Origin of the sequence: Agrococcus sediminis (assembly GCF_007923295.1) — a bacterium.
Classification (GTDB): Bacteria; Actinomycetota; Actinomycetes; order Actinomycetales; family Microbacteriaceae; genus Agrococcus; species Agrococcus sediminis.
In genome coordinates this window covers 14,161-35,254 of record NZ_VOIR01000015.1, presented here as the reverse complement: position 1 = coordinate 35,254, position 21,094 = coordinate 14,161, and the positions used below count along the sequence as shown (strand labels likewise).

Genomic DNA, 21,094 nt, shown 5'->3' with positions numbered 1-21,094 from the left:
CGTGGTGTGGGTTCGGCGCCCTCCCGACGGCGGATTGGATCGGGCGGGCGCGGCGGCGGATACGCAATCCGCCGCGCGTGTCGCGCCGAACCACCGGCATGACCAGCTCGCACCGGCTCGCCGTCCTCGCCGTCGCCGCGCTCATGCTCACCGGCTGCGCTGCCGCGACGGCGGAGCCGGGGGCAGCGCCCGCGCCGACGGCGGCCCCGTCGCCCGAGGCCTCGCACACGATGCCCGACGGCAGCGTCATGCCCGGCGCCGAGCACGGCGCGCACGGGTCGGCGGATGCGTCGGGCGCGCCGTCCGAGGCGGCAGCGATGGTCTGCGGCGGGCAGGTCGAGACCGCCGTCGCCTCCATGCTCCGGCTGCGCGATCCCGAGCCGCCCGCGACCGCCTGGGACGCCCCCGACTTCACCTGCACCTACGACGTCGACGGGGCGCCGCTCGTGCTCTCGGTGCACGACGCGACCGATCCCGCGGTGGGCGAGGCGCACTTCGCCGAGCTGCAGGGCAGCCTCCCGGGCGCCGAGGAGATCGAGGGGATGCTCGGGCTCGGCCTGCCGTCGTTCTCGACCGGCGACGGCGTGGTCGCGTTCCTCCGCGACGGCAAGACCCTCCTGGTCGACGCGACGGGCCTCCCCGAGCAGCTCGCCGACGGCACGATGACGCAGTCCGAGGTCGCCTACGCGGTCGCATCCTCGGTGCTCGTCTGCTGGGTCGAGCACGACTAGCCGCCGAGGCGACAGCGGCCAGCGTCAGCGCTTGTCGACGACCCGTCGCAGGTAGTGGATGCGGTCGCGCAGCTGCTGCATCGACGCCTGCGCGACCGGCGGCCCGCCGCAGATGCGCCGCGCCTCGGCGTGCACGAGCGCGTGCGCCTCGCCGCGGCGCTTCGAGACGATCGCGACGAGCGAGTTGAGCAGCTGCCGCTCCTCGCGCATGTTGCGGTAGAGCGGCTCGGGCGCCTCCTGGTTCGGCGGCCGGTCGCGGATGCGCGCGGCCTGCCGCGCGTGGCGCCGCTTCAGCAGGTCGGAGACCTCCTCGGCGTCGAGCAGCCCGGGGATGCCGATGAAGTCCATCTCCTCCTCGGTCGCGGGCTCGACCAGCTGGCCGAACTCGGCATCGCCGAAGAGCACCCGGTCGAAGGTGGCGCTCGACTCGAGCGGCTCCCACGTGAACGGCGCCGGCTCGCGGTCGTCGTTGTCGCCCTGCTCGGCGGCGGCCATGAGGTCGTCGTCGAGCAGCTGGTCGTCGGCCTGCTCCTTGTCGAGCGCGTGGTCGCGCTGCCGCTCGAGCTCGGCGGCGAGCGTGAGCAGCGGTGTCACCGACGGCAGGAACACCGTCGCGATCTCGCCGCGCTTCCGCGAGCGCACGAAGCGGCCGATCACCTGCGCGAAGAACAGCGGCGTCGCCGAGCTCGTGGCGTAGACGCCCACCGCGAGCCGCGGCACGTCGACGCCCTCCGAGACCATCCGCACCGCCACCATCCACCGCGACGTGCCGGCCGAGAACGCGCTGATCCGGTCGGAGGCGCCCGCGTCGTCGGAGAGCACGACGGTCGGCTCCTCCCCCGAGATGGCGCGCAGCAGCTGCGCGTACTGCCTGGCCTGTGCCTGGTCGGTCGCGATCACGAGGCCGCCCGCATCCGGCACCGAGTGGCGCACGTGCGTCAGCCGCACGTCGGCCGAGCGCAGCACCTGCTGGATCCACTCGCCGCCCGGGTCGAGGGCGGTGCGCCAGGCGCCGTTCGTGATGTCCTTCGTGTCGCCCTGGCCGAGCGTGGCCTTCATCTCGTCGCCCATCGAGGTGCGCCACTGCATCGTGCCCGCGTAGGCCATGAAGACGACCGGGCGCACGACGCCGTCGCGGAGCGCCGCTTCGTAGCCGTAGGCGTAGTCGGTGCTCGAGATGCGCACGCCGCGCTCGTCGCGGATGTACTCGACGAACGGGATGGGCGAGGTGTCGCTGCGGAACGGCGTGCCCGTCAGCGACAGGCGCCGGGCGGCCGGGCCGAACGCCTCGAGCACGGCGTCGCCCCACGAGAGCGCGTCGCCGGCGTGGTGCACCTCGTCGAGGATGACGAGGCTCGGCGCCGAGCGCGTGATGCGCTCGTGCACGGATGCGCGGGCCGCGACCTGCGCGTACGTCACGACGACGCCGTGGTACTGCCGGGGGTAGTCGCCGTCGCCGTTCGAGAAGTCGGGGTCGAGCCGGATGCCCGCGCGGTGCGCGGCGTCGGCCCACTGCTGCTTCAGGTGCTCGGTGGGCGCCACGACGGTGATGCGCGAGACGGTGCCGCGGCGCAGCAGCTCGGAGGCGAGGCGCAGCGCGAAGGTCGTCTTGCCGGCGCCCGGGGTCGCGGCCGCGAGGAAGTCGCGCGGCTCGGTGGTGAAGTACTGGGTGAGCGCCTCCTCCTGCCAGGCGCGCAGCGGCTGCACGGTGCCCCAGGCGGCGCGCTCGGGGTAGTTCGGCGGGAGGTGGTCGGCCGCCCACGAGCCGAAGTGCGCGCTGCTGGCGTGCGTCTCGGTCGCGGGGCTCGTCACTGGATCAAGGGTAGGCGAGACCGCCCACGCGGCGCGCCGAAGACCTTGTCCCCAGATACCTCCGGGGGTATCCTGGCGGCGTCTTCCCGGCACCGGGGAGCGGCGCGCACGACCGCGTGCGCGCCGCACGGACCGCCATCGGCGGGGAGGGACGGTGCAGCATGATGGGCGACTGGGGCTGGGCAGGGATGGCCGCGGGCTGGAGCTGGGTCTTCCTGCTGCTGCTGCTCGTGGGGATCGCGACGCTCGTGATCCTGCTGGTGCGCCTCACGGTCGGCGGCGTCGACCCCCGCCGGCGAGGGCCCGCGCCGGGTGACGCGCAGGCGCAGGCGCGCGCGATCCTCGATGAGCGCTACGCCCGCGGCGAGATCGACACCGCCGAGTACGACGAGCGCCTCGGGCGGATCCGCGGCGACGGCTGATGGAGCCGATCACCCGTCGCCAGGCGCTCGCGCTCGGCGCGTGGAGCGCGCTCGGGATCGCCGTCGGCGGGGTGGGGCTCTCGAGCACGGGCCTGCCCTGGGCGGCGACCGGCGTCGGTCGCGGGCCGGCGCTGCGCGAGCCCGCGGCGGTGCGGAGCGCCGGCGGCGTGCTGCGCACCGAGCTCGTCGCCGCGAGCGAGGAGGTCGAGCTCGCGGGGCGCCGGGCACGGGTGCTCGCGTACAGCGGCGCCGTGCCCGCGACCACGTGGCGGGTGCGGCCGGGTGACCGCATCGAGGTCCGGCTCGTCAACCGGCTGGCGGTGCCGACCAACCTCCACACCCACGGCCTCTCCGTCTCGCCGTCGGGCAGCTCCGACAACCCGTTCCTCAGCATCGCGCCGGGCGAGGCGTTCGACTACGCGTTCGACCTGCCGGAGGACCACCCGCCGGGGGTGTTCTGGTACCACCCGCACCGGCACGGCAGCGTCGCCGATCAGGTCTTCGCCGGGATGTTCGGCGCGATCGTCGTCGAGGACGACGACGTCCCGGAGGCGCGCGAGCGGGTGCTGGTGATCTCGGACACCACGCTGACGCCCGCCGGCGCCGTCGCGCCCGCCGGCGCGATGCAGCGGATGCTCGGCCGCGAGGGCGAGCTGCTGCTGGTCAACGGCCAGCTGCGACCGCAGATCACCGCGCGGCCGGGCGAGCGGGAGCGCTGGCGGGTCGTCAACGCCTGCACCTCGAGGTACCTGCGCCTCGCGCTGCCCGGCCAGCAGCTGCACCTGCTGGGCACGGACTCCGGCCACGAGCCGGCGCCCCGCGAGATCGAGGAGGCGCTCCTCGCCCCCGGCAACCGCATCGACCTGCTCGTCACCATGCGCGCGGGCTCCTCCGAGCTGCGCACCCTGGGGCACGACCGGCTGTCGGCGATGGCCGGGATGATGGCGGGCGCGGCAGACGTCTCCGGTCCGGGCGTGCTCGCCGACGTCAGGGTCGAGGGGGCGAGCGCTGCCACCGGCGCCGCGCCCGCCGTGCCGTCGCGACCCGCCGACGCCGATCTGCGCGGACGCGAGCCCGACGCGCGGCGCGCGATCTCCTTCAGCATGAGCATGGGGATGGGCATGGGTCCCGCGGGCGGGATGGGTCCCGGCGGCATGGGGTCGTTCGGATTCGATGGCCGCGCGTTCGACGAGGCGCGCATCGACCAGCGCGTCGCGGCGGACGCGGTCGAGGAGTGGACGATCTCCAACCCGACGCCCATGGACCATCCCTTCCACCTGCACGTGTGGCCGATGCAGGTCGTCGAGGCCGACGGCGCCGCCGTCGCCGACGTGCGATGGCGCGACGTCGTGCACGTGCCCGCCCAGGGGCGCGTGGTCGTGCGGATCGCCTTCACGCGGTTCAGCGGCGTCACGGTCTACCACTGCCACATCCTCGACCACGAGGACGCCGGGATGATGGCCACGGTCGAGCGCGCGGGCGGCTGACGGCGGCATGGCCGCGAGCGGTTCCTGGCGCCCGCCCTCTTCGCTCGACACCGATCCAGCCATCGCCCCTAGGCTGACCGCATGCACTACCTGCTCGGTCTCGCAGCCCTCGTCGTCGGCGCCGTGATCGCCACGCGCCGCACCCGGCCCACCTGGTTCGTCGTCACGACGAGCGTGCTCGTCGGCGTCGGCGCGCTGCTCGCCATCCTCAGCTACACGCGCGTCACCGACGGCCTCGGCATCGTCGGCAACAACGTGCTCGGCTGGACCTTCGTGGGCCTCTCGCTCATCACCATGCTCGCGTCGGTGTTCGTGCTCGAGCGCCGCGGCGAGTTCGGCGAGGAGCAGCCGCCGCTCATCGGCGACAACCCGCTCGACGGCGACGCGGCCGACCACGACGACCTCGCGCCCGGGCAGCCCCACCCCGACTACGCCGAGGCGGCGGATGCGCGCGCACGCGAGCGCGGTGCGCCTGCGGTCTCCGAGGCCCAGGGCGCCGCCGGCGTCTCGGCCGGCCTCGCGGGCGGAGCCGGCGCGGCCGCCGCCACCGCAGCCGCCTTCGGCGACGGCGTCGTGCCGACGGCCGACGAGATCGGCGCCGACCCCGCCGCCACGCGCGGCGGCACGCTGCCCGGCGACTCGGTCGCCGGCTCCGACGCCGACGACCGCGCGCGGCCCCACCACGATGCGCCCGAGGGCGGCACGCTGCCCGAGGCCCCCGCGCACCCCGGCGACGACGCGCCCCGCGGCTACTCCCCCGCTCCGGAGGAGGGCCACCAGGGTCACGACGAGCGCGAGGCCGACCGGCCGGGCCCGAGCGCCGACGCCCAGGACGGCACCGCCGTCATCGGCGCCGACCCCGACATCGCGACGCCGCCGGCCGAGACCGACGTCGAGGCGGCGCCCGAGGGCGGGGCGGACGACGCCCACGCCGACCAGACCGGCCCCGACGAGACGCACTCCGACGAGACCGGCCGCGCCTGACGCATCCGCCCCGCACGCGACGACGCCCGCCGATCCTGTCGGCGGGCGTCGTCGCGTCTCGGGGAGGCTCAGGCCTTCTCCTCGCCCTTCGTGTCGACCTCGGCGACCCACTTCGGCGGCTCGTCGCGGCCGGCCTCCTCGTCCTCCTCGGCCTTCTCGGCCGTCGCCTGCACGATGCCCTTCGCGTGGTGCGTCGGCGCGTAGATGGCGTAGAGGCGCAGCGGCTCGTCGCCGGTGTTCTCGACGTCGTGCCACATGCCCTCGGGCACCTGGATGCTCCAGCCGTCCTCGACCTCGTACTCCTGCAGGTCGTCCTCGGCGGGCCCGATCTTCGCGACGCCCTTGCCCTGGTCGATGCGCAGGAACTGGTCGGTGCCCTTGTGCACCTCGAGCCCGATGGTCTTGCCGGGCTCGATCGACATGAGCGTCACCTGCAGGTGCTTGCCCGTCCAGGCGACGGCTCGGTAGTTGCTGTTCTCGACCGTCGCCGTCTCGATGTCGAAGACGTTCGGCTTGGGTCCGTTGTCGTGGATGTCCATGGCGCCATCCTGACCTCGGCTCCTGAGAAGCACCAGAGCGTGCGTCGCGCCTCCTGCGCACCCCGCCCGCCCGCGCCACCGGGACCCCTTCTACCGAACAGGACCTGGCACAGCGGGTCCCCGTCGGTCGACCGGGTCCCCGTCACTGCTCAACCCGCGGTCGTCGGCATCGCCAGAGCGCTCCGCACGCGCGGCACTCGATACGCGGTGAGGATGCGCTCGAGGCGTGCAGGATGCAGCACGTCGTCCCAGACCCAGTGCGCCGGGTCGCCCGTCCAGAGCAGGTCGTCGTCGCGCTGCTTCTCCCTCGCGAGCGCCTGCGTCCCGGTCCGGCCCGCGCGCGTCGCGAGCTCGCCGTACTTCGTCATGCCGTCGAACTCGCCGTAGACGGGCCTCTGCCCGGGGCGTTCGAAGCGCATGTCGACCCGCCACTGCCTGCCGGTCGGCCCCTCCACCCACCGCTGCAGCTCGGGCGCTGCGAACCCGAGCTCGAACACGCGCACCCTGCTCCACGACTCGCCCACCGATTCCGAGGCCCCGTCAGCGAAGGCGATGGCCCACTCGGCGCGCGCCCGGCCTCGAGCGCTCTGGCGGCCGAGGGCCTCGAGCATCGCTTCCTTCGTCACCGCCTCCGCGTGCAGCGCCGCGTCGATCGCCGACACTGCGACGAGTCGGCCCCGCCGCCGCGCGACGTCTGCGAGGGCGTAGGGGAGCGAGCACACCCGCATCTCGCCGACCTCGATCACATCGCGCGCGTCGAGCGGGACCGGCGAGTGCACGACGCCCGCCTTCTTCTTCGCCGTCCGTGCGCCGCCCGCCGTGTAGACGGCGGGCGGCTCCGTCCCGAAGGGCACCCCGTGGAGCGCGAGCGCCGACTCCCGGGCGAACACCGGCCGCGAGCGGGCGATCTGCACCGCGCGGATGCGCGTCAGGTACCGCGCGTCGCGACCTCGCGCGTCCCCTTGCGCGGACCCATCCGCGCACGACGCGTCGACCACCGGCCGGTCGACGTAGACACCGCGCCGCAGCCGCGTGAAGCGGTCGTCGCGCTCCGGGCGCAGCCCCGGCTCGGCGACGACGAGCTCTCGCCTCGCTCTCGGCTGGGAGGGCTCGCTGTCGCCGGTCATGGACGCACGGTGGCACAGGCGACCGCGACCGCGCGGTGCGTACGCGTCGCCCTGTGGAGGCCCGGCACCGGGACCCTAACTGCCGAACGGGACCCGGTGTACCGGGTCCTCCGCGGCACAGGGGGTCCCCGTGGCGGATGCGCCCGTTGCGAGGGCGGCGGATGCGCGGGGCGCGCAAGCGCACGGGCGCACTGCGGGAGAATGGTGGGATGCGCATCGACTACCCGGCCGACCTCCCGGTCAGCGAGGCGCGCGACGAGATCATGGCGGCGATCCGCGACCACCAGGTGGTGATCGTCGCCGGCGCGACCGGCTCGGGCAAGACGACGCAGCTGCCGAAGATGTGCCTCGAGCTGGGCCGCACGAGCATCGGCCACACGCAGCCGCGGCGCCTCGCCGCCCGCACGATCGCCGAGCGCATCGCCGAGGAGCTCGACGTCGAGCTGGGCACGGCCGTCGGCTACAAGGTGCGCTTCACCGACCAGGTGAGCGCCGACACGCAGATCAAGGTGATGACCGACGGCATCCTGCTCGCCGAGATGCACCGCGACCGCGACCTGCAGCAGTACGACACGATCATCATCGACGAGGCGCACGAGCGCAGCCTCACGATCGACTTCCTGATCGGCTACCTGCAGCGGCTCCTCCCCCGTCGCCCCGACCTCAAGGTGATCGTCACGAGCGCGACGATCGATCCGGAGTCGTTCAGCCGGCACTTCGGCGGCGCGCCGATCATCGAGGTGTCGGGCCGCACGTTCCCGGTCGACATCCGCTACCGCCCGCTCGTCGCCGAGGCGATGGACGAGGACGACGACGGCGAGGCCGATGAGCCGGCCGCCGACCTCGACCCGATCGACGGCATCGAGTCGGCGCTCGCCGAGATCGCGCGCGACGACAGCGGCGACGTGCTGGTGTTCCTGCCGAGCGAGGCCGACATCCGCGATGCGCAGGACCAGCTCCAGGGCCGGCTCGGCCAGGCGACCGAGATCCTGCCGCTCTACGGGCGCCTGAGCGCCGCCGACCAGCACCGCGTCTTCGAGCGCAGCACGCGCCCCGGCACGAAGCGACGCGTCGTGCTCGCCACGAACGTCGCCGAGACGAGCCTCACGGTGCCTGGCATCCGCCACGTGATCGACACCGGCACGGCCCGCATCTCGCGCTACTCCGCGCGCTCGAAGGTGCAGCGGCTGCCGATCGAGGCGATCAGCCAGGCGAGCGCCAACCAGCGCTCCGGGCGCGCGGGCCGCGTCGCGCCGGGCATCGCGATCCGCCTCTACGCGGAGGCCGACTTCAACAGGCGCCCCGCGTTCACCGACCCCGAGATCCTCCGCACCAACCTCGCGGCGGTCATCCTGCAGGCAGCGTCGCTCGGGCTCGGGGCGCTCGAGGACTTCCCGTTCCTGCAGCCGCCCGACCCGCGCGGCATCAAGGACGGCCGCGACCTGCTGCGCGAGCTCGGCGCCATCACCCCGAAGGGCGACATCACGCGCATCGGGCGGGAGCTCGCGCGCCTGCCCGTCGATCCGCGGTTCGGGCGGATGGCCCTGGCCGGGCGGGACGCGGGCGTCGCCCACGAGGTCATCGCGATCGTCGCGGGCCTGACCATCCAGGACCCGAGGGAGCGTCCCCTCGAGAGGCGCGAGGAGGCCGACCGCTCGCACGCGCGGTTCGTCGACCCGACGAGCGACTTCATCACGCTGCTCGCGCTCTGGCGGCACCTGCAGGCGCAGCAGGCGGCGCTGTCGGGGAACCAGTTCCGCAAGGCGTGCAAGGCGGAGCACCTCTCGTTCCTGCGCGTGCGCGAGTGGCAGGACGTGGTGCGGCAGCTGACGAAGGCGATGGGGCTGAAGGCTGACCCCTCCGGTCGTGCCGCCCGTTCGTCGAGCAGTGCCGCCACCCGTTCGTCGAGCAGTGCCGCCACCCGTTCGTCGAGTAGCGCCGCTACCCGTTCGTCGAGTAGCGCCGAAGGCGCGTATCGAGACGCGCAGCGCAGTGGTCTCGATACGCCGGCTTCGCCGGCTACTCGACCAGCGGAAGGGGTCGACGCCGTCGCCGTCCACAAGGCGCTGCTCGCGGGCCTCCTCGGCCGCATCGGCGTGCTCGACGAGACGCAGAAGCCGCAGCAGCCGCGCCCGGGCGAATCGAAGCGGCGGATGCGCGCCCGCGCCGAGTACGTCGGCGCACGCGGCGCGCGGTTCCAGATCTTCCCCGGCTCCGGCCTCGCGAAGAGCCCGCCCCGCGCGGTCATGGCCGCCGAGCTCGTGGAGACGAGCCGCCTCTTCGCCCGCACCGTCGCATCCATCGACCTCGCTTGGGCCGAGCCGCTCGCGGGCGACCTGGCGAAGCGCCAGGTGAGCGAGCCGCACTGGGAGCGCAAGCAGGGCGCGGTCGTCGCGTACGAGAAGGTGACGCTCTTCGGCGTGACGATCGTCGAGCGGCGGCGCGTGCAGTTCCAGCGCATCGACCCGGCGCACGCGCGCGAGCTCTTCATCCGCCACGCGCTCGTCGAGGGCGAGTGGGACAGCCCGCAGGACTTCGACCGCAGGAACCGCGAGCTCAGGCGCGAGATCGAGCGGCTCGAGGAGCGCCAGCGGCGCCGCGACCTGCTGGTCGGCGACGAGGCGGTCTTCGACTTCTTCGACGCGCGGATCCCCGCCGACGTCGCCTCGACGCGCGGCTTCGAGGGCTGGTGGCGGAAGGCCCGCGAGGAGACCCCTGACCTGCTGACGATGACCCGGGAGGACCTCACGGGCGAGGATGCGCGGGTCGACACCGCGGCGTTCCCCACCCGGTGGCAGCAGGGCGAGCAGCGCCTGCGCCTCAGCTACCGCTTCGAGCCGGGTGCCGCCGACGACGGGCTCACCGTGCACGTGCCGCTCGCCGTGCTGCCGCGGCTCAGCCCCGCCGGGTTCGACTGGCTCGTGCCGGGCATGCGCGAGGAGCTGCTGACGGCGATGATCAAGAGCCTGCCGAAGCACGTGCGCAAGCACGTCGTGCCCGCCGCCGACTGGGCGCGCGGCATGCTCGCCGAGCTGCCCGACGAGCCGCCGGCCGACGAGCGGGGCGGCGCGCGCTCGATCGCGGAGGTGCTCGCCGCGCGCATCTCCCGCACCGCCTACGTGCAGTCCACCGCCGACGACGTCGACTGGCACCGCATCCCCGATCACCTCAAGCCGACGTTCGCCGTCGAGGACGCCCGCGGCCGCCGGCTCGGCGCCGACAAGGATCTCGAGGCGCTGAAGCGCCGCTTCGCCGGCCAGGCGCGCACCCAGGTCGCGAAGGCGGCGGTGAAGGTGACGAGCGATCTCGAGCGCGACGAGGTTCCCGGCTTCGACACCGACCTGCCCGAGCACATCGACGTGCGGCAGGGCGGCAACACCGTGCGCGCCTACCCCGGCTACGCGATCACCGGCAAGGACGCGGGCGGCGCAGCGACCGTCGGCGTGCGGCTCGCATCGACCCGCGAGGCCCAGCAGCGCGACCAGCGGGCCGCGGTGCGGCAGCTGCTGCTGCGGCAGGTGCCGAGCCCCGCGCCCTACGTGCAGTCGAGCCTGACGAGCGCCGAGAAGCTCGCGCTCGGCGCGAGCCCCTACCCCTCGACCGACCGGCTCTTCGCCGACCTGATGCTCGCGATCATCGACGCCGAGCTGGGCGCCGCACCGCCCGCGACGGTCGCCGAGTTCGAGGCGGTGCGCGCCCGCGTCGCCGACGGGCTCGTCGACCGCATGTTCGCGCTCGCGGCCCAGGTGGCGCGCATCCTCACCGCCGCGAGGCTGGCCGACCGGGCGATCCGCGACGGGGCGAGCCTCGCCCACATGGCGGCGCTCGCCGACGCCCGCGCGCAGCTCGAGCAGCTCGTCTTCGACGGCTTCGTCAGCCGCACGGGCCTCGACCGGCTCGGCCGCCTCGAGGTCTACGTGCGCGCGATCGAGCACCGCGTCAAGCGGCTGCCCGAGACCGCCAACCGCGACCGCGCCTGGATGACCGAGGTCGAGCAGGCGACCGCGCTGTTCCTCGAGGCGGGCGGCGCGCTGCCGCTGCCCGCGTCGGTGACGGATGCGCCGGCGGGCGCCGACGGGTCGGCGAGGGCCGAGCGGCTGGTCGCCGCACGGTGGCTGCTGGAGGAGCTGCGCGTCAGCCTCTTCGCGCAGCAGCTGGGCACCGCCGGCCCGGTCTCGCTGCAGCGCATCCGCAAGGCCCTCACGCCCTGACCCTCCCCCGCTCGTCGAGACGAACGCCACCAGAGAAGGACACGCCGATGGACCCCGACCGCTACGGCCCCTCCTGGCAGCGCAACGCCCTCGCGCCCGGCTTCCTCGGCGCGCTCGCGCTGATCGTCGCGCAGCTGCTGCTCGAGACCGAGTGGTTCGGCACGCTGCGGTTCGTGATCGCGGTGCTCGCGCTCATCGTCGGCTGGTTCGCCTTCCAGGCGCGGCAGTGGTGGTGGGTGCCGGTGATGCTCGCGATCGCGGTCGCGTGGAACCCGGTGCTGCCGTTCGACATCGCCGGCCCCGTCTGGGTCGGCGCGCACTGGGTGACGGCGCTCGCGATGCTCACGGCCGCCGCCCTCATCAAGGCGCCCCGCGACGACGACCGCGGCTGACCTCACCCCCGCCCCCGCCCCGCCGGTCGAGCCGGTCGCGCAGCGACCGAGTCGAGACCACCCCCACTCCCCACCCCACTGGTCGAGCCGGTCGCGCAGCGACCGAGTCGAGACCACCCCCACTCCCCACCCCGCCGGTCGAGCCGGTCGCGCAGCGACCGAGTCGAGACCACCCCATCCCACCCCGCTGGTCGAGCCGGTCGCGCAGCGACCGAGTCGAGACCACCCCCGCTGGGCGGGACCCCGTGACTCCACCCCCGCTCTGGCGTACCGTTCCCCCAAGGACCACCGCCGCCGAGCAGAGGAGCCGCCATGCCGCGCATCCCGCTCCTCGCCGCGGTCGCGGCAGCCGCGGCGCTCGCGCTCGCCGGATGCTCCGGCAACGTGCCGCCGCCCAACTACGCGACGACGGCGCCCGGCGCCGACGGCCCGACCCCCGCGGCGCCGGCGCCCGACTCCGCGCCGCCCGCCACCGTATCCGACCCCGGCACCGAGGGCGAGGGCTCGACCGCCTACGACCGCTGCCCCGACAGCCTCATCGACGCGTGGCTGCGGCTCGGCGACGCCCCCTCGTTGACCGCGGCCGACCTGGAGCCCGTGCCGAACGGCCCCGGCGACCTGCCGACCGGCGAGGTCGTCGTCGTCTGCTCGGTCGCCCTCACCGATCCGACCGGCGCCGCGACGCACACGCTCAGCGTGCTCGAGGGCCCGGGCACGGTGCCCGAGACCGTCGCCGGGGTCGCCGGCGAGCGCGGCTTCGAGGAGGAGCCCGCCGAGGGCGATGCGGCGCTCATCCTCGTCAGCGAGGACGCCGCGACCCGCTACGTGCTGCACCGGCCCGGCGCCGACGTGCTCACCGATGGCGGCATCGAGTCGACCGAGGACCGCTACCTGCTCGAGGGCACCGTTGCGACGCAGTGACGCGGCCGCGTCGCGCGCCGGCCGTGCCTCGCTCGCGGGCGGCCTCGTCGCATCCGCCCTCCTCGCCCTCGCGGGCTGCGTGCCGCTGCCGCCGCCGCTGCCGACCGACGAGCCGACCGCCACGAACACGCTCGACGTCGATCGCTGCCCGGACGCGATCGTCGACGCATACCTGCGCGAGCTGACCGGCGACCCCGACGCGAGCGCGGCCTCGATGCGCGCGAGCGAGGTCGACCACCCGGTGCCGCTGCCGCTCGGCGGCGCCGACGTGCGCTGCGGTACGAGCCTCCGCGACGGCTCGGCGGTGACGACGCTCCTCGTGCTGCAGGGCGAGGAGGTGCCCGAGCAGGTGCGGGGCGCCGCGATGGGGCTGCGGGTCGCCGAGGACCGCCTCAGCGACGGCGGAGGATGGGTGGCGCATGCGCCCGACTACACCTCGACGGTGCTGGTGGGCCCTCCGCACGCCGCGGCTGCGCCGGCCGTCCAGGGCGTGGCGGATGCGCCGGCCTGGGTCATGCAGGCGCTCGCGGCCGCCCCCTGAGCAGGTCGGCGCCGCCGAGTCCTAGGCTTGCCTGGTGCGTGCATACGGCGAGGTGCTGAGGGTCCCGGGGCTCGCGCGCATCATCCTCGCGCAGCTCATCGCGCGGCTGCCGGCGGGCATGTACTCGCTCGGCATCCTCATGCACATGGAGCACCAGCACGGCTCCTACACGGCAGCCGGCCTCGTGCTCGCCGCCTTCTCGGTGGGCATGGCGGCGGCCGGGCCGTTCGTCTCGCGACTGATGAGCCGCTTCGGCACGGTGACGGTGCTCGTCGTCACGACCGTCGTGTCGGTCTCGGCGCTCTCGTCGATCGCGTCGCTCAGCCTGCCGCTCTGGGCCGACGTGGCCGCGGGGCTCGTCGCGGGCGCCGCGATGCCGCCGATCGTGCCGACGGTGCGCACGCTCTACCCGCGCATGGTGCCGCAGCGGCTGCTGTCGCCGCTGTTCTCGTTCGACGCGGCGCTGCAGGAGATCATCTGGGTGTTCGGGCCGGTGCTGCTGACGCTGCTCGTGTCGGCGCTCGGCACGGGGCCCACGATGCTCGTCACGATCGCCATCCAGGCGGGCGGCGCGGCGCTGTTCATCGTCTCGCCCGAGGTGCGCCGGCTGCGGATCCCGCCCACCTCGCGCAAGCTCGGCCGCGTGCTGCGGAAGCCCCCGGTGCTGCTCGCGGTGGCGGTGTCGGCCATGTTCATCGGCGGATTCTCGGCGGTCGAGGCGGGCGTCATCGCGACGTTCGGCGAGGGCGCGCTCGAGGCGGGGCTCGTGCTCGCGGTCTCGGCGATCGGCTCGCTCATCGGCGGCTTCGCGGTCGGCAGCCGCGGCATCGGCCCGTGGTCGGTGGCGATCCGGCTGACGATCGTGCTCGCCGGCATGGCGCTCGCGCTGCCGATGACCGAGGTGATCGGCCTGTCGGCGGCCCTCTTCATCGCCGGCCTCGGCACGGCGCCCGCGCTCGCAGCGTTCTCGGCGATCATCGCCGGCACGGTGAAGTTCGCCGACACTCCCGAGGCCTACGCCTGGATCGGCACCGGCCAGCTGCTCGGGGCCGCGCTGGGCTCCGCTGTCGCGGGCATCGCGATCGATGCGGTCGGCGGCGTCGGCGCCGTCTGGGTGGCGGTCGTGATGGTCGCGCTCGCAGCGCTGCTCGCGGCCGTCTTCCGCCGCCACCAGCCCGACCTGCGGCACGGCATCGGCGATCCACCCGACACCGCGCCGGTGGAGCTGCCGCGCTGATCGAGCAATGCCGCCCACGCGATCTGGTGCCTGCAGACCGCCAAGGACCGCGACCACGAGCGCATTGAACACCTCGGCCGCGACATCCGTTTGTGCCACCGGCACCCCAAGCGTGGGTCCGACAGGCATCCTTCACGCCTGCCAGAGAGCGAGCTGCCTCCAGTTAGCGGGAAAGCCCATACTCGCCGTCGAGAGTGCCGTCTCGCTGGGAAATTCGTCCATCAGCACGGTAAGACGCTCTGGCCATCCCGATTCGGGCTCGAACGCACGTAGCTGGTAGGCGGTCACGGCGAGCGCGTTGTACAGACCGAAGTCGCTCTTCGGTCGCGTTTCGTCGCGCAGATGGTCGAGCACGGGCACAACACCTCGACGGGGTCGTTGTGGGGCGACGACCAGCTTGCGGTTGAAGAGCCGCGCGTGGTGCGCGGCGACGTTGCGGACGTAGTTCAAGCTTGCGATCCAGCTCGCCATGACCCGCTTTGAAGGGACTCCGAAGCTCGTCGCGATGGTCGTGGCGAGGTCGTTTCGCAGGCCGCCGTACAGCCGACTCAGTTGCCCGAACTCGAGCACTTCGGTGACTGCCCATATCGGCATGCGGCCGTCGTGCTTCTCCCGGAAGTGGGCCACGAAGGCTTCGTCCGAGCCGTCCAGGCGCTCCTGGACTCGACGCAACTAGGCCTGGTGGGGGCTCTCCGCCCCGTCGACGGACTCGGGCGCCTCCGTGAACGTGGACACGAACCACTCGGACTCGAGGTGCGCGAACGGCGACCTGCGACCAAGTTCGTGGCCGAACTGCACCCTGAGCGAGACCTCGATCCGCTCGAGCGCCTCAAGCACGAGTAGCCGCAAGTCGCGATCGAAGTCGATGAGCTCTCTCGCCTGGTGAACTGATGTCCCCGCGCGGTAGTGCCCCAGGACACGTACGCGCGTCTTGCCGTCGTCACCTACGACGCGCTCCGACTCACGGAACGGGTACAGGTAGCCAGTGAGCCGGTAGTAGCCGACGGCACGAAGCAGGGCGCCCGCATCATCGCGAGGCTCGATGTCCGCTCCACGCTCCGCCAGCCGTGCGAGCTGTTCGTCGATCGACAGCCATGGCTTCGAGTAGTGCACGCTGAGTCCCCAGGCGAAAAGAAAATCAGCCCGAGCCGTGAGGCGAGCGGGCTGATCCTGATACGACGAACGTAGCACGATCCACTGACGTGGGCGCGGGGCGGCCTGGCACAATCGAGGCCATGCCCGCCGATCTGCCCATGCTCGACGGCCGCGCGCTGCCGGCGCTCGGCTTCGGCCTCTACAAGGTGCCCGCCGAGCAGACCGCCGAGGTCGTCGCCGCCGGGCTCGACGCCGGCTACCGGCTCGTCGACGGCGCCGAGTTCTACGGCAACGAGCGCGAGCTCGGCGAGGCGCTGCGGCGGGCCGAGCAACAGGGCGTCGCGCGCGACGCGCTCACCGTGACGAGCAAGTTCTGGGGCGAGTCGTCGCAGGAGCCCGCGGCGGTGCGCGAAGCGTTCGCCCAGAGCGAACGAGCGCTCGGAACGCCGATCGACGTCTACATGATCCACTGGCCAAGGCCCGCCCGCGATAGCTACGTCGACGTGTGGCGCACGCTCGTCGAGCTGCGCGACGAGGGCCGGGTGCGCACGATCGGCGTCAGCAACTTCACGCACGAGCACTTGCGCCGGCTCATCGAGGAGACCGGCGTGACGCCCGCGATCAACCAGGTCGAGTCGCACCCGTGGCTGCCGCAGCACGAGCTGCGCGCGTTCCACCGCCACCACGGCATCGTCACGCAGGCGTGGAGCCCGCTCGGCCGCTCGCGGGTGCTGCACGACCCGACGATCCAGCGGATCGCCGCCGCGCACGGCGTGAGCCCCGCGCAGGCGATCATCCGGTGGCACCTGCAGCTCGGTGGCGCCCTCATCCCCAAGTCGACGCATCCGCACCGCCTGCGCGAGAACCTCGACGTCGACCGGTTCCGCCTCGGCGACGACGACATGGCCGCGATCGCGGCGCTCGAGACCGGCGAGCGCACCGGCACGCATCCCGACGACCGCAACTGACCGACACCGACGACCGACACCGACAGCGACGAGCCACGTGACCCAGACCGACCCCGCGCCCACGCCCGACGACACCCCGCACCTCCCCCACGCGCACGCCGTCACGTGGGGCGTCGCCGCGCTCCCGCACCGCGGGCCGAAGCGCGAGCTGACGACCGAGCGCATCGTCGAGGCCGCGATCGAGATCGCCGACACCGACGGGCTGGATGCGGTCAGCATGGGCCGCGTCGCGGCCGCGGTGGGCGTGGCGCCGATGTCGCTCTACCGGTACGTCACCGGCAAGGACGACCTGCTCCTGCTCATGTACGACGCCGCGAGCGAGGTGACCGTGCCCGGCGCCGGCAGCACGTGGCGCGAGCGGCTGCGCGAGTGGGCGATGTTCGTGCGCGCGACCTACGACGCTCACCCCTGGCTCGCCGACCTGCCGCCCAGCTCGACCCCGACCACGCCCAACCGGCTCGCGATCATCGAGGCCGGCCTCGCCGCGCTCGAGGGCGTGCCGGCGCCCGACCGCATGAAGCTGCCGACGCTGCTGCTGCTGCTCGGCTACATCGCGCTCTACGCGCGCGCGTCGAGCAACGCGGGCGTCGACGAGGCGGTGCGGCAGGCGCTGCCGCAGCTCGTGACCGACGAGCGGTTCCCGCTGCTGGCGCCGGCCGTGCGCGCGGGTGTGTTCGAGGCCCGCGAGACCGACCCGGAGCGCGGCTTCGGCTTCGGCCTGTCGCGCCTGTTCGACGGCATCGAGCGCTGGCTCGAGCGCACCGAAGAGGATCTGCCGTTCGAGCGCCTGCCCCCGGCCGTGCTGCAGGACAAGCAGGTGCGCGAGACGGCGCGGGCGGTCGAGAAGGCGCGCGCCGAGCTGCGGCAGGCGGAGTCGAAGGCGGCGGATGCGCTGCTGAAGTCCGTCGAGCGGCGGCGGGCCGAGGAGGCCAAGGCCGAGGCCGCCGCGGCGAAGGCGGCCGCGAAGGCCGACCTGCGCGCCGCGAAGGCGGAGGCGAAGTCCCGCAAGTAGGTCGCCCTCCCCACCCGCTCGTCGAGTAGGCCCGCAGGGCCGTATCGAGACGATCCCCCACCCACCCCGCTCGTCGAGTAGGCCCGCAGGGCCGCATCGAGACGAGACCACCCCGAGACGCCCCACTCCCCCAAAAGGTTGGGCTGTGCTTTCCCCCGAACAGGCGCACAGTGAGAGCATGACCCGCAGACTCCTCTCGATGGCCGGCATCGTCATCGCCGGCAGCGTGCTCCTCACCGGCTGCGGCGCCCTCGGCGGCGGGCAGTCCGCGGTGGATCCGGGCGCCCCCGTCACCGACGGCAGCGCCCCCGACTGGGCCGAGCAGCCCGACGTCGCCCCGCAGCCCGGCTCCGACTCCGGCGGCGACGAGGGCGCGAGCGGGGGCGGCCAGCCCGAGGAGGCCCCCGACGAGGATCGCGCCGTCATCATCTCGGGCACCATGAGCATGCGGGTTGGCGACCCGATCACGATGGCGGATGCGGTGGCCGACGCCGCTGAGGCCCGTGGCGGCTCGATCGACCGGCGGGCCGAGGGCGCGTCGACCGACTTCCAGCCGGCATGGGCGATGCTCACCGTCCGCGTGCCGGCGACGCAGGTCGAGGATCTGCTCACGGCGCTGCGCGGGCTCGGCGAGGTGACGAGCGTGGATCTCGGCGAGCAGGTCGTGACCGACCAGGTGCGCGACCTCGAGGTGCGGGTGGAGGCCTCCCGCGCATCCGTCGACCGCCTCACCGACCTGCTGGCGACGGCGGCCGACACCGAGACGCTGCTCGAGGTCGAGGCGCAGCTGACGCAGCGCACGAGCGAGCTCGAGCAGCTGCTGTCGGAGCAGCGGGCGCTCGAGGATCAGGTGGCGATGTCGACGATCGAGGTGCGCATCAGCTCGACGACGGTCGAGGGGCCGACGGGCACGCCGAGCTTCTGGGACGGCCTGGTGGCGGGCTGGAGCGCGTTCCTCGCCTGGGGCGCGACGGCGCTGTACGCGCTCGGCCAGTCGATCCCGGCGCTCGTCGCGCTCGCGATCCTGGCGCTCGTCGCCTGGCTCGTCATCCGCCGGCTGCTGCGCCGCCTGCCGGCACCGGCGGCCGCGCCGGCGTCAGCGGTCGCGAACCCGGCTACCCCGGCGTCTCGCGTCGAATAGTCGCCGATAGCGGGAGCGGTGGCTCACGGCACTAGTCGCGGCCGTGGATGTCCCGCGTGTAGACCTTGTCGGCGACGTCGGACAGCTCGTCGGACTGCCGGTTCGCGACGATGACGTCGGCGCGACGCTTGAACTCGTCGAGGTCTCGGACCACCGGAGATCCGAAGAACGTGTCGTCTTCGAGGCTCGGCTCGTAGAGCACGATCTCGACGCCCTTGGCCTTGAGCCGCTTCATGACGCCCTGGATGGACGACGCGCGGAAGTTGTCGGAGCCGGTCTTCATGATGAGTCGGTGGATGCCCACGACCCGGGGAGCGCGACGCAGGATGTCGGCCGCGATGAAGTCCTTGCGCGTCGTGTTGGCCGACACGACTGCCGCGATCAGGTTCTGCGGCACGTCGCGGTAGTTGGCGAGCAGCTGCTTGGTGTCCTTCGGCAGGCAGTAGCCGCCATAGCCGAAGGAGGGGTTGTTGTAGTGGGTGCCGATGCGTGGGTCGAGGCCGACACCCTCGATGATCTGCGCAGCGTCGAGCCCGTGCGTGACCGCGAAGGTGTCGAGCTCGTTGAAGTACGCGACTCGCAGCGCCAGATAGGTGTTGGCGAACAACTTGATCGCCTCCGCCTCGGTGGGCCCCGTCAGCAGCACGGGCACCGAGCTGTCGAGCGCTCCTTCGAGCATCAGATCCGCGAACATGCGTCCTCGCTCGCCGGTATCGCCGACGACGATGCGGGAGGGGTGGAGGTTGTCGTACAGCGCTCGGCCCTCACGGAGGAACTCCGGAGAGAACAGCACATGCGCGCTCGGGTGCACGCTGCGCATCCGCTCGACGAACCCGACCGGCACCGTCGACTTCACGACGATCGTGGCGTCAAGGGCGTGCTCGACCACGGATGCGATGACGGACTCGACCGATGACGTGTCGAAGAAGTCCTCCGCCGGGTCGTAGTCGGTCGGCGTCGCGACGACGACGACCTCAGCGCCGTCGAGCGCGACGGCAAGGTCGCCGGTGGCCGTCAGACGGAGTGACTGCTCTCGCAGGTAGGCCTCCAGCTCGGAGTCGACGATGGGCGACTCGCGTCGATTGACCTGGGCGACGCGGCGCTCATCGAGATCGACCGCGACGACCTCGTGGTGCTGCGCGAGCACCACGGCGTTCGAGAGGCCGACGTATCCGATGCCGACGACGACGATCTTCATGGTGCTCCTGGGCGGTCATGCCCGGATGCAGCGGGGCAGCGGGCGCGGGATTCGACGGGAGGTCGTCTTTGGCCGCAGAGCGCGCTCCGCAAGCCTCGAACCGACTCGAGACCAGGCTATCCGTGCTCGCGGGAGTCCCAGCGGCAGGCAGCGCCTGCGGGACGCGGTCTACCCCTCGTCGATCTCCGGATGCCGCCGGATGATCACCCGGCGCAGCACGAACACCAGCAGCCCCACGAGCGCCGGGAACAGCGCGACCGCGCCGATCGTGACGTAGAAGGTCCAGTCCAGGTGCTCCGGCATCTCAGATGGCCCTCTCCCAGACGTGGTCGAGCAGCATGAGCACGATCGGATGACCGTGCTCGTCGCGCCCGGCGAGGCGGATGTAGGTCAGGTTCGCTCCGGCCGTGAGCCGGGCGAGCTCCAAGTCCTGCTGGGAGGCCCAGACGTGCAGGCTCTGCAGCCCGCGGACGTTGGCGTTCAGGTCGGCGAGGATCTCCTCGATCTGCGCGTCGCTGTAGGTGGTGCTGGGTTCAAGTAGTTCGCTTATGGACAACGAGTGTACCCCAAGTGGGGTACATCCGACGCGCTCCGGGCGGACGACCAAGGGTGCAATACTGAGCGAACCCCAGTAGCGCGCAAGGATCGCGCTATGCGCGCGAAAGGCCATCGTGGCTTCCCTCAGACGATTTCTGGCCCTGGCGTTGGCCGCACTGCTCCCGACTGTCGCAATGTCCATGCAGCAGGTTCCTCTGGCCACCACGAGCAGCGCCGATGTTTCGGCTCCGCAACTCGCAGGCATCGAGATCGATCCGCGCGAGGTCGACGTCACCGACGTCGACGCTGGAGTCACCGCGCGTGTGCGCATCACCGACGATCAAGCGGGCGCGGAAACACCAAGCCTGGTGTTCTTCAGCGAGGACTCTCGTCAGCACGCCAGCTTCTACAACACAACTCTGGTCGAAGGCACCCTGCAGGACGGCTGGTGGGAGGGCACCGCGACCATCCCGCAAGGCGCCGCACCGGGCGCCTGGCACCTCTCCGTCGGTCAACTGCGCGACCTGCGCGGCAACTACGGACCACCCGGAGTAGAGGCCGGCTTCGACAACACGATCAACGTCATCAACGGAGTGCCCGCCGATGTTTCGGCTCCGCAACTCGCAGGCATCGAGATCGATCCGCGCGAGGTCGACGTCACCGACGTCGACGCTGGAGTCACCGCGCGTGTGCGCATCACCGACGATCAAGCGGGCGCGGAAACACCAAGCCTGGTGTT

The 21,094-nt window shown here is 72.9% G+C and carries 18 protein-coding genes and 2 pseudogenes; 13 read left to right on the top strand and 7 right to left on the bottom strand.

The window, feature by feature from the left end; translation table 11 throughout:
* Positions 1 to 98: 98 nt before the first annotated feature.
* On the top strand, positions 99 to 731 hold the full coding sequence (locus tag FQ330_RS13335; protein WP_192575905.1) for a hypothetical protein: 633 nt from the start codon (positions 99 to 101) through the stop codon (positions 729 to 731).
* Between the two features lie 24 nt (positions 732 to 755).
* On the opposite strand, the gene FQ330_RS09405 is transcribed toward FQ330_RS13335, so the two are convergent.
* Positions 756 to 2,543 carry a DEAD/DEAH box helicase gene (locus tag FQ330_RS09405; protein WP_146357052.1) on the bottom strand — a complete coding sequence of 596 codons (1,788 nt, stop codon included), beginning with the start codon at positions 2,541 to 2,543 and terminating at the stop codon, positions 756 to 758.
* A gap of 161 nt (positions 2,544 to 2,704) precedes the next feature.
* Here FQ330_RS09405 and FQ330_RS09400 point away from each other — a divergent pair, with 161 nt between their 5' ends.
* From FQ330_RS09400 to FQ330_RS09390, 3 genes are all read left to right on the top strand, one after another.
* Positions 2,705 to 2,965, top strand: coding sequence for an SHOCT domain-containing protein (locus tag FQ330_RS09400; RefSeq protein WP_146357050.1), 261 nt, complete (start codon positions 2,705 to 2,707; stop codon positions 2,963 to 2,965).
* On the top strand, positions 2,965 to 4,452 hold the full coding sequence (locus FQ330_RS09395; RefSeq protein ID WP_146357048.1) for a multicopper oxidase family protein: 1,488 nt from the start codon (positions 2,965 to 2,967) through the stop codon (positions 4,450 to 4,452). The genes FQ330_RS09400 and FQ330_RS09395 overlap by 1 nt, the downstream gene beginning before the upstream one ends.
* 81 nt (positions 4,453 to 4,533) lie before the next feature.
* Positions 4,534 to 5,436, top strand: coding sequence for a hypothetical protein (locus tag FQ330_RS09390; protein WP_146357046.1), 903 nt, complete (start codon positions 4,534 to 4,536; stop codon positions 5,434 to 5,436).
* 68 nt (positions 5,437 to 5,504) lie between these two features.
* On the opposite strand, the gene FQ330_RS09385 is transcribed toward FQ330_RS09390, so the two are convergent.
* The gene (locus tag FQ330_RS09385; protein ID WP_128190665.1) at positions 5,505 to 5,975 is read right to left on the bottom strand and encodes a cupin domain-containing protein; all 471 of its coding nucleotides are present in this window, start codon (positions 5,973 to 5,975) and stop codon (positions 5,505 to 5,507) included.
* A 149-nt stretch (positions 5,976 to 6,124) separates the two neighbouring features.
* Positions 6,125 to 7,102 (bottom strand): hypothetical protein, encoded by a 978-nt coding sequence (locus FQ330_RS09380; RefSeq protein ID WP_146357044.1) that lies wholly within the window; start codon positions 7,100 to 7,102, stop codon positions 6,125 to 6,127.
* Between the two features lie 35 nt (positions 7,103 to 7,137).
* On the opposite strand from FQ330_RS09380, the gene hrpA reads away from it, so the two are divergent.
* From hrpA to FQ330_RS09355, 5 genes are all read left to right on the top strand, one after another.
* Entirely contained in the window at positions 7,138 to 11,313 is a 4,176-nt protein-coding gene (gene hrpA / locus FQ330_RS09375; RefSeq protein WP_404799854.1) for an ATP-dependent RNA helicase HrpA, read from the top strand.
* A gap of 47 nt (positions 11,314 to 11,360) precedes the next feature.
* Positions 11,361 to 11,705 (top strand): DUF6804 family protein, encoded by a 345-nt coding sequence (locus tag FQ330_RS09370; RefSeq protein WP_146357040.1) that lies wholly within the window; start codon positions 11,361 to 11,363, stop codon positions 11,703 to 11,705.
* 312 nt (positions 11,706 to 12,017) lie between these two features.
* Positions 12,018 to 12,626, top strand: coding sequence for a hypothetical protein (locus FQ330_RS09365; protein ID WP_146357038.1), 609 nt, complete (start codon positions 12,018 to 12,020; stop codon positions 12,624 to 12,626).
* Positions 12,613 to 13,167, top strand: a complete 555-nt coding sequence (locus FQ330_RS09360) for a hypothetical protein (protein ID WP_146357036.1) — start codon at positions 12,613 to 12,615, stop codon at positions 13,165 to 13,167. The genes FQ330_RS09365 and FQ330_RS09360 overlap by 14 nt, the downstream gene beginning before the upstream one ends.
* Before the next feature lie 34 nt (positions 13,168 to 13,201).
* Positions 13,202 to 14,404 (top strand): MFS transporter, encoded by a 1,203-nt coding sequence (locus FQ330_RS09355; RefSeq protein WP_146357034.1) that lies wholly within the window; start codon positions 13,202 to 13,204, stop codon positions 14,402 to 14,404.
* A 132-nt stretch (positions 14,405 to 14,536) separates the two neighbouring features.
* Here FQ330_RS09355 and FQ330_RS09350 read toward each other — a convergent pair.
* Positions 14,537 to 15,517: pseudogene (locus FQ330_RS09350) on the bottom strand (Abi family protein).
* Positions 15,518 to 15,639: 122 nt separating this feature from the next.
* Between FQ330_RS09350 and FQ330_RS09345 the strand changes: the two are divergent.
* From FQ330_RS09345 to FQ330_RS09335, 3 genes are all read left to right on the top strand, one after another.
* Positions 15,640 to 16,467, top strand: coding sequence for an aldo/keto reductase (locus FQ330_RS09345; RefSeq protein ID WP_146357032.1), 828 nt, complete (start codon positions 15,640 to 15,642; stop codon positions 16,465 to 16,467).
* A gap of 37 nt (positions 16,468 to 16,504) precedes the next feature.
* Entirely contained in the window at positions 16,505 to 17,479 is a 975-nt protein-coding gene (locus FQ330_RS09340; protein WP_192575904.1) for a TetR/AcrR family transcriptional regulator, read from the top strand.
* Positions 17,480 to 17,657: 178 nt separating this feature from the next.
* Entirely contained in the window at positions 17,658 to 18,620 is a 963-nt protein-coding gene (locus FQ330_RS09335; RefSeq protein ID WP_146357028.1) for a DUF4349 domain-containing protein, read from the top strand.
* Positions 18,621 to 18,651: 31 nt separating this feature from the next.
* On the opposite strand, the gene FQ330_RS09330 is transcribed toward FQ330_RS09335, so the two are convergent.
* The 3 genes from FQ330_RS09330 to FQ330_RS09325 form a co-directional block, all read right to left on the bottom strand.
* On the bottom strand, positions 18,652 to 19,818 hold the full coding sequence (locus FQ330_RS09330; RefSeq protein WP_146357026.1) for a nucleotide sugar dehydrogenase: 1,167 nt from the start codon (positions 19,816 to 19,818) through the stop codon (positions 18,652 to 18,654).
* Between the two features lie 168 nt (positions 19,819 to 19,986).
* Entirely contained in the window at positions 19,987 to 20,121 is a 135-nt protein-coding gene (locus tag FQ330_RS13650; protein ID WP_263970129.1) for a hypothetical protein, read from the bottom strand.
* A 1-nt stretch (position 20,122) separates the two neighbouring features.
* Positions 20,123 to 20,374 (bottom strand): hypothetical protein, encoded by a 252-nt coding sequence (locus FQ330_RS09325; RefSeq protein ID WP_146357024.1) that lies wholly within the window; start codon positions 20,372 to 20,374, stop codon positions 20,123 to 20,125.
* Between the two features lie 175 nt (positions 20,375 to 20,549).
* Here FQ330_RS09325 and FQ330_RS13330 point away from each other — a divergent pair.
* Positions 20,550 to 21,094: pseudogene (locus tag FQ330_RS13330) on the top strand (hypothetical protein); the annotation flags it as partial.

Excerpts from the sequence above, each read along its gene's own strand:
- FQ330_RS09335 (WP_146357028.1), top strand. The coding sequence starts at position 17,658 with ATGACCCGCAGACTCCTCTCGATGGCCGGCATCGTCATCGCCGGCAGC.
- FQ330_RS13335 (WP_192575905.1), top strand. The coding sequence starts at position 99 with ATGACCAGCTCGCACCGGCTCGCCGTCCTCGCCGTCGCCGCGCTCATG.
- FQ330_RS09365 (WP_146357038.1), top strand. The coding sequence starts at position 12,018 with ATGCCGCGCATCCCGCTCCTCGCCGCGGTCGCGGCAGCCGCGGCGCTC.
- FQ330_RS09390 (WP_146357046.1), top strand. The coding sequence starts at position 4,534 with ATGCACTACCTGCTCGGTCTCGCAGCCCTCGTCGTCGGCGCCGTGATC.
- FQ330_RS09385 (WP_128190665.1), bottom strand. The coding sequence starts at position 5,975 with ATGGACATCCACGACAACGGACCCAAGCCGAACGTCTTCGACATCGAG.
- FQ330_RS09345 (WP_146357032.1), top strand. The coding sequence starts at position 15,640 with ATGCCCGCCGATCTGCCCATGCTCGACGGCCGCGCGCTGCCGGCGCTC.
- FQ330_RS13650 (WP_263970129.1), bottom strand. The coding sequence starts at position 20,121 with ATGCCGGAGCACCTGGACTGGACCTTCTACGTCACGATCGGCGCGGTC.
- FQ330_RS09380 (WP_146357044.1), bottom strand. The coding sequence starts at position 7,102 with ATGACCGGCGACAGCGAGCCCTCCCAGCCGAGAGCGAGGCGAGAGCTC.
- FQ330_RS09400 (WP_146357050.1), top strand. The coding sequence starts at position 2,705 with ATGATGGGCGACTGGGGCTGGGCAGGGATGGCCGCGGGCTGGAGCTGG.
- FQ330_RS09395 (WP_146357048.1), top strand. The coding sequence starts at position 2,965 with ATGGAGCCGATCACCCGTCGCCAGGCGCTCGCGCTCGGCGCGTGGAGC.
- FQ330_RS09370 (WP_146357040.1), top strand. The coding sequence starts at position 11,361 with ATGGACCCCGACCGCTACGGCCCCTCCTGGCAGCGCAACGCCCTCGCG.
- FQ330_RS09330 (WP_146357026.1), bottom strand. The coding sequence starts at position 19,818 with ATGAAGATCGTCGTCGTCGGCATCGGATACGTCGGCCTCTCGAACGCC.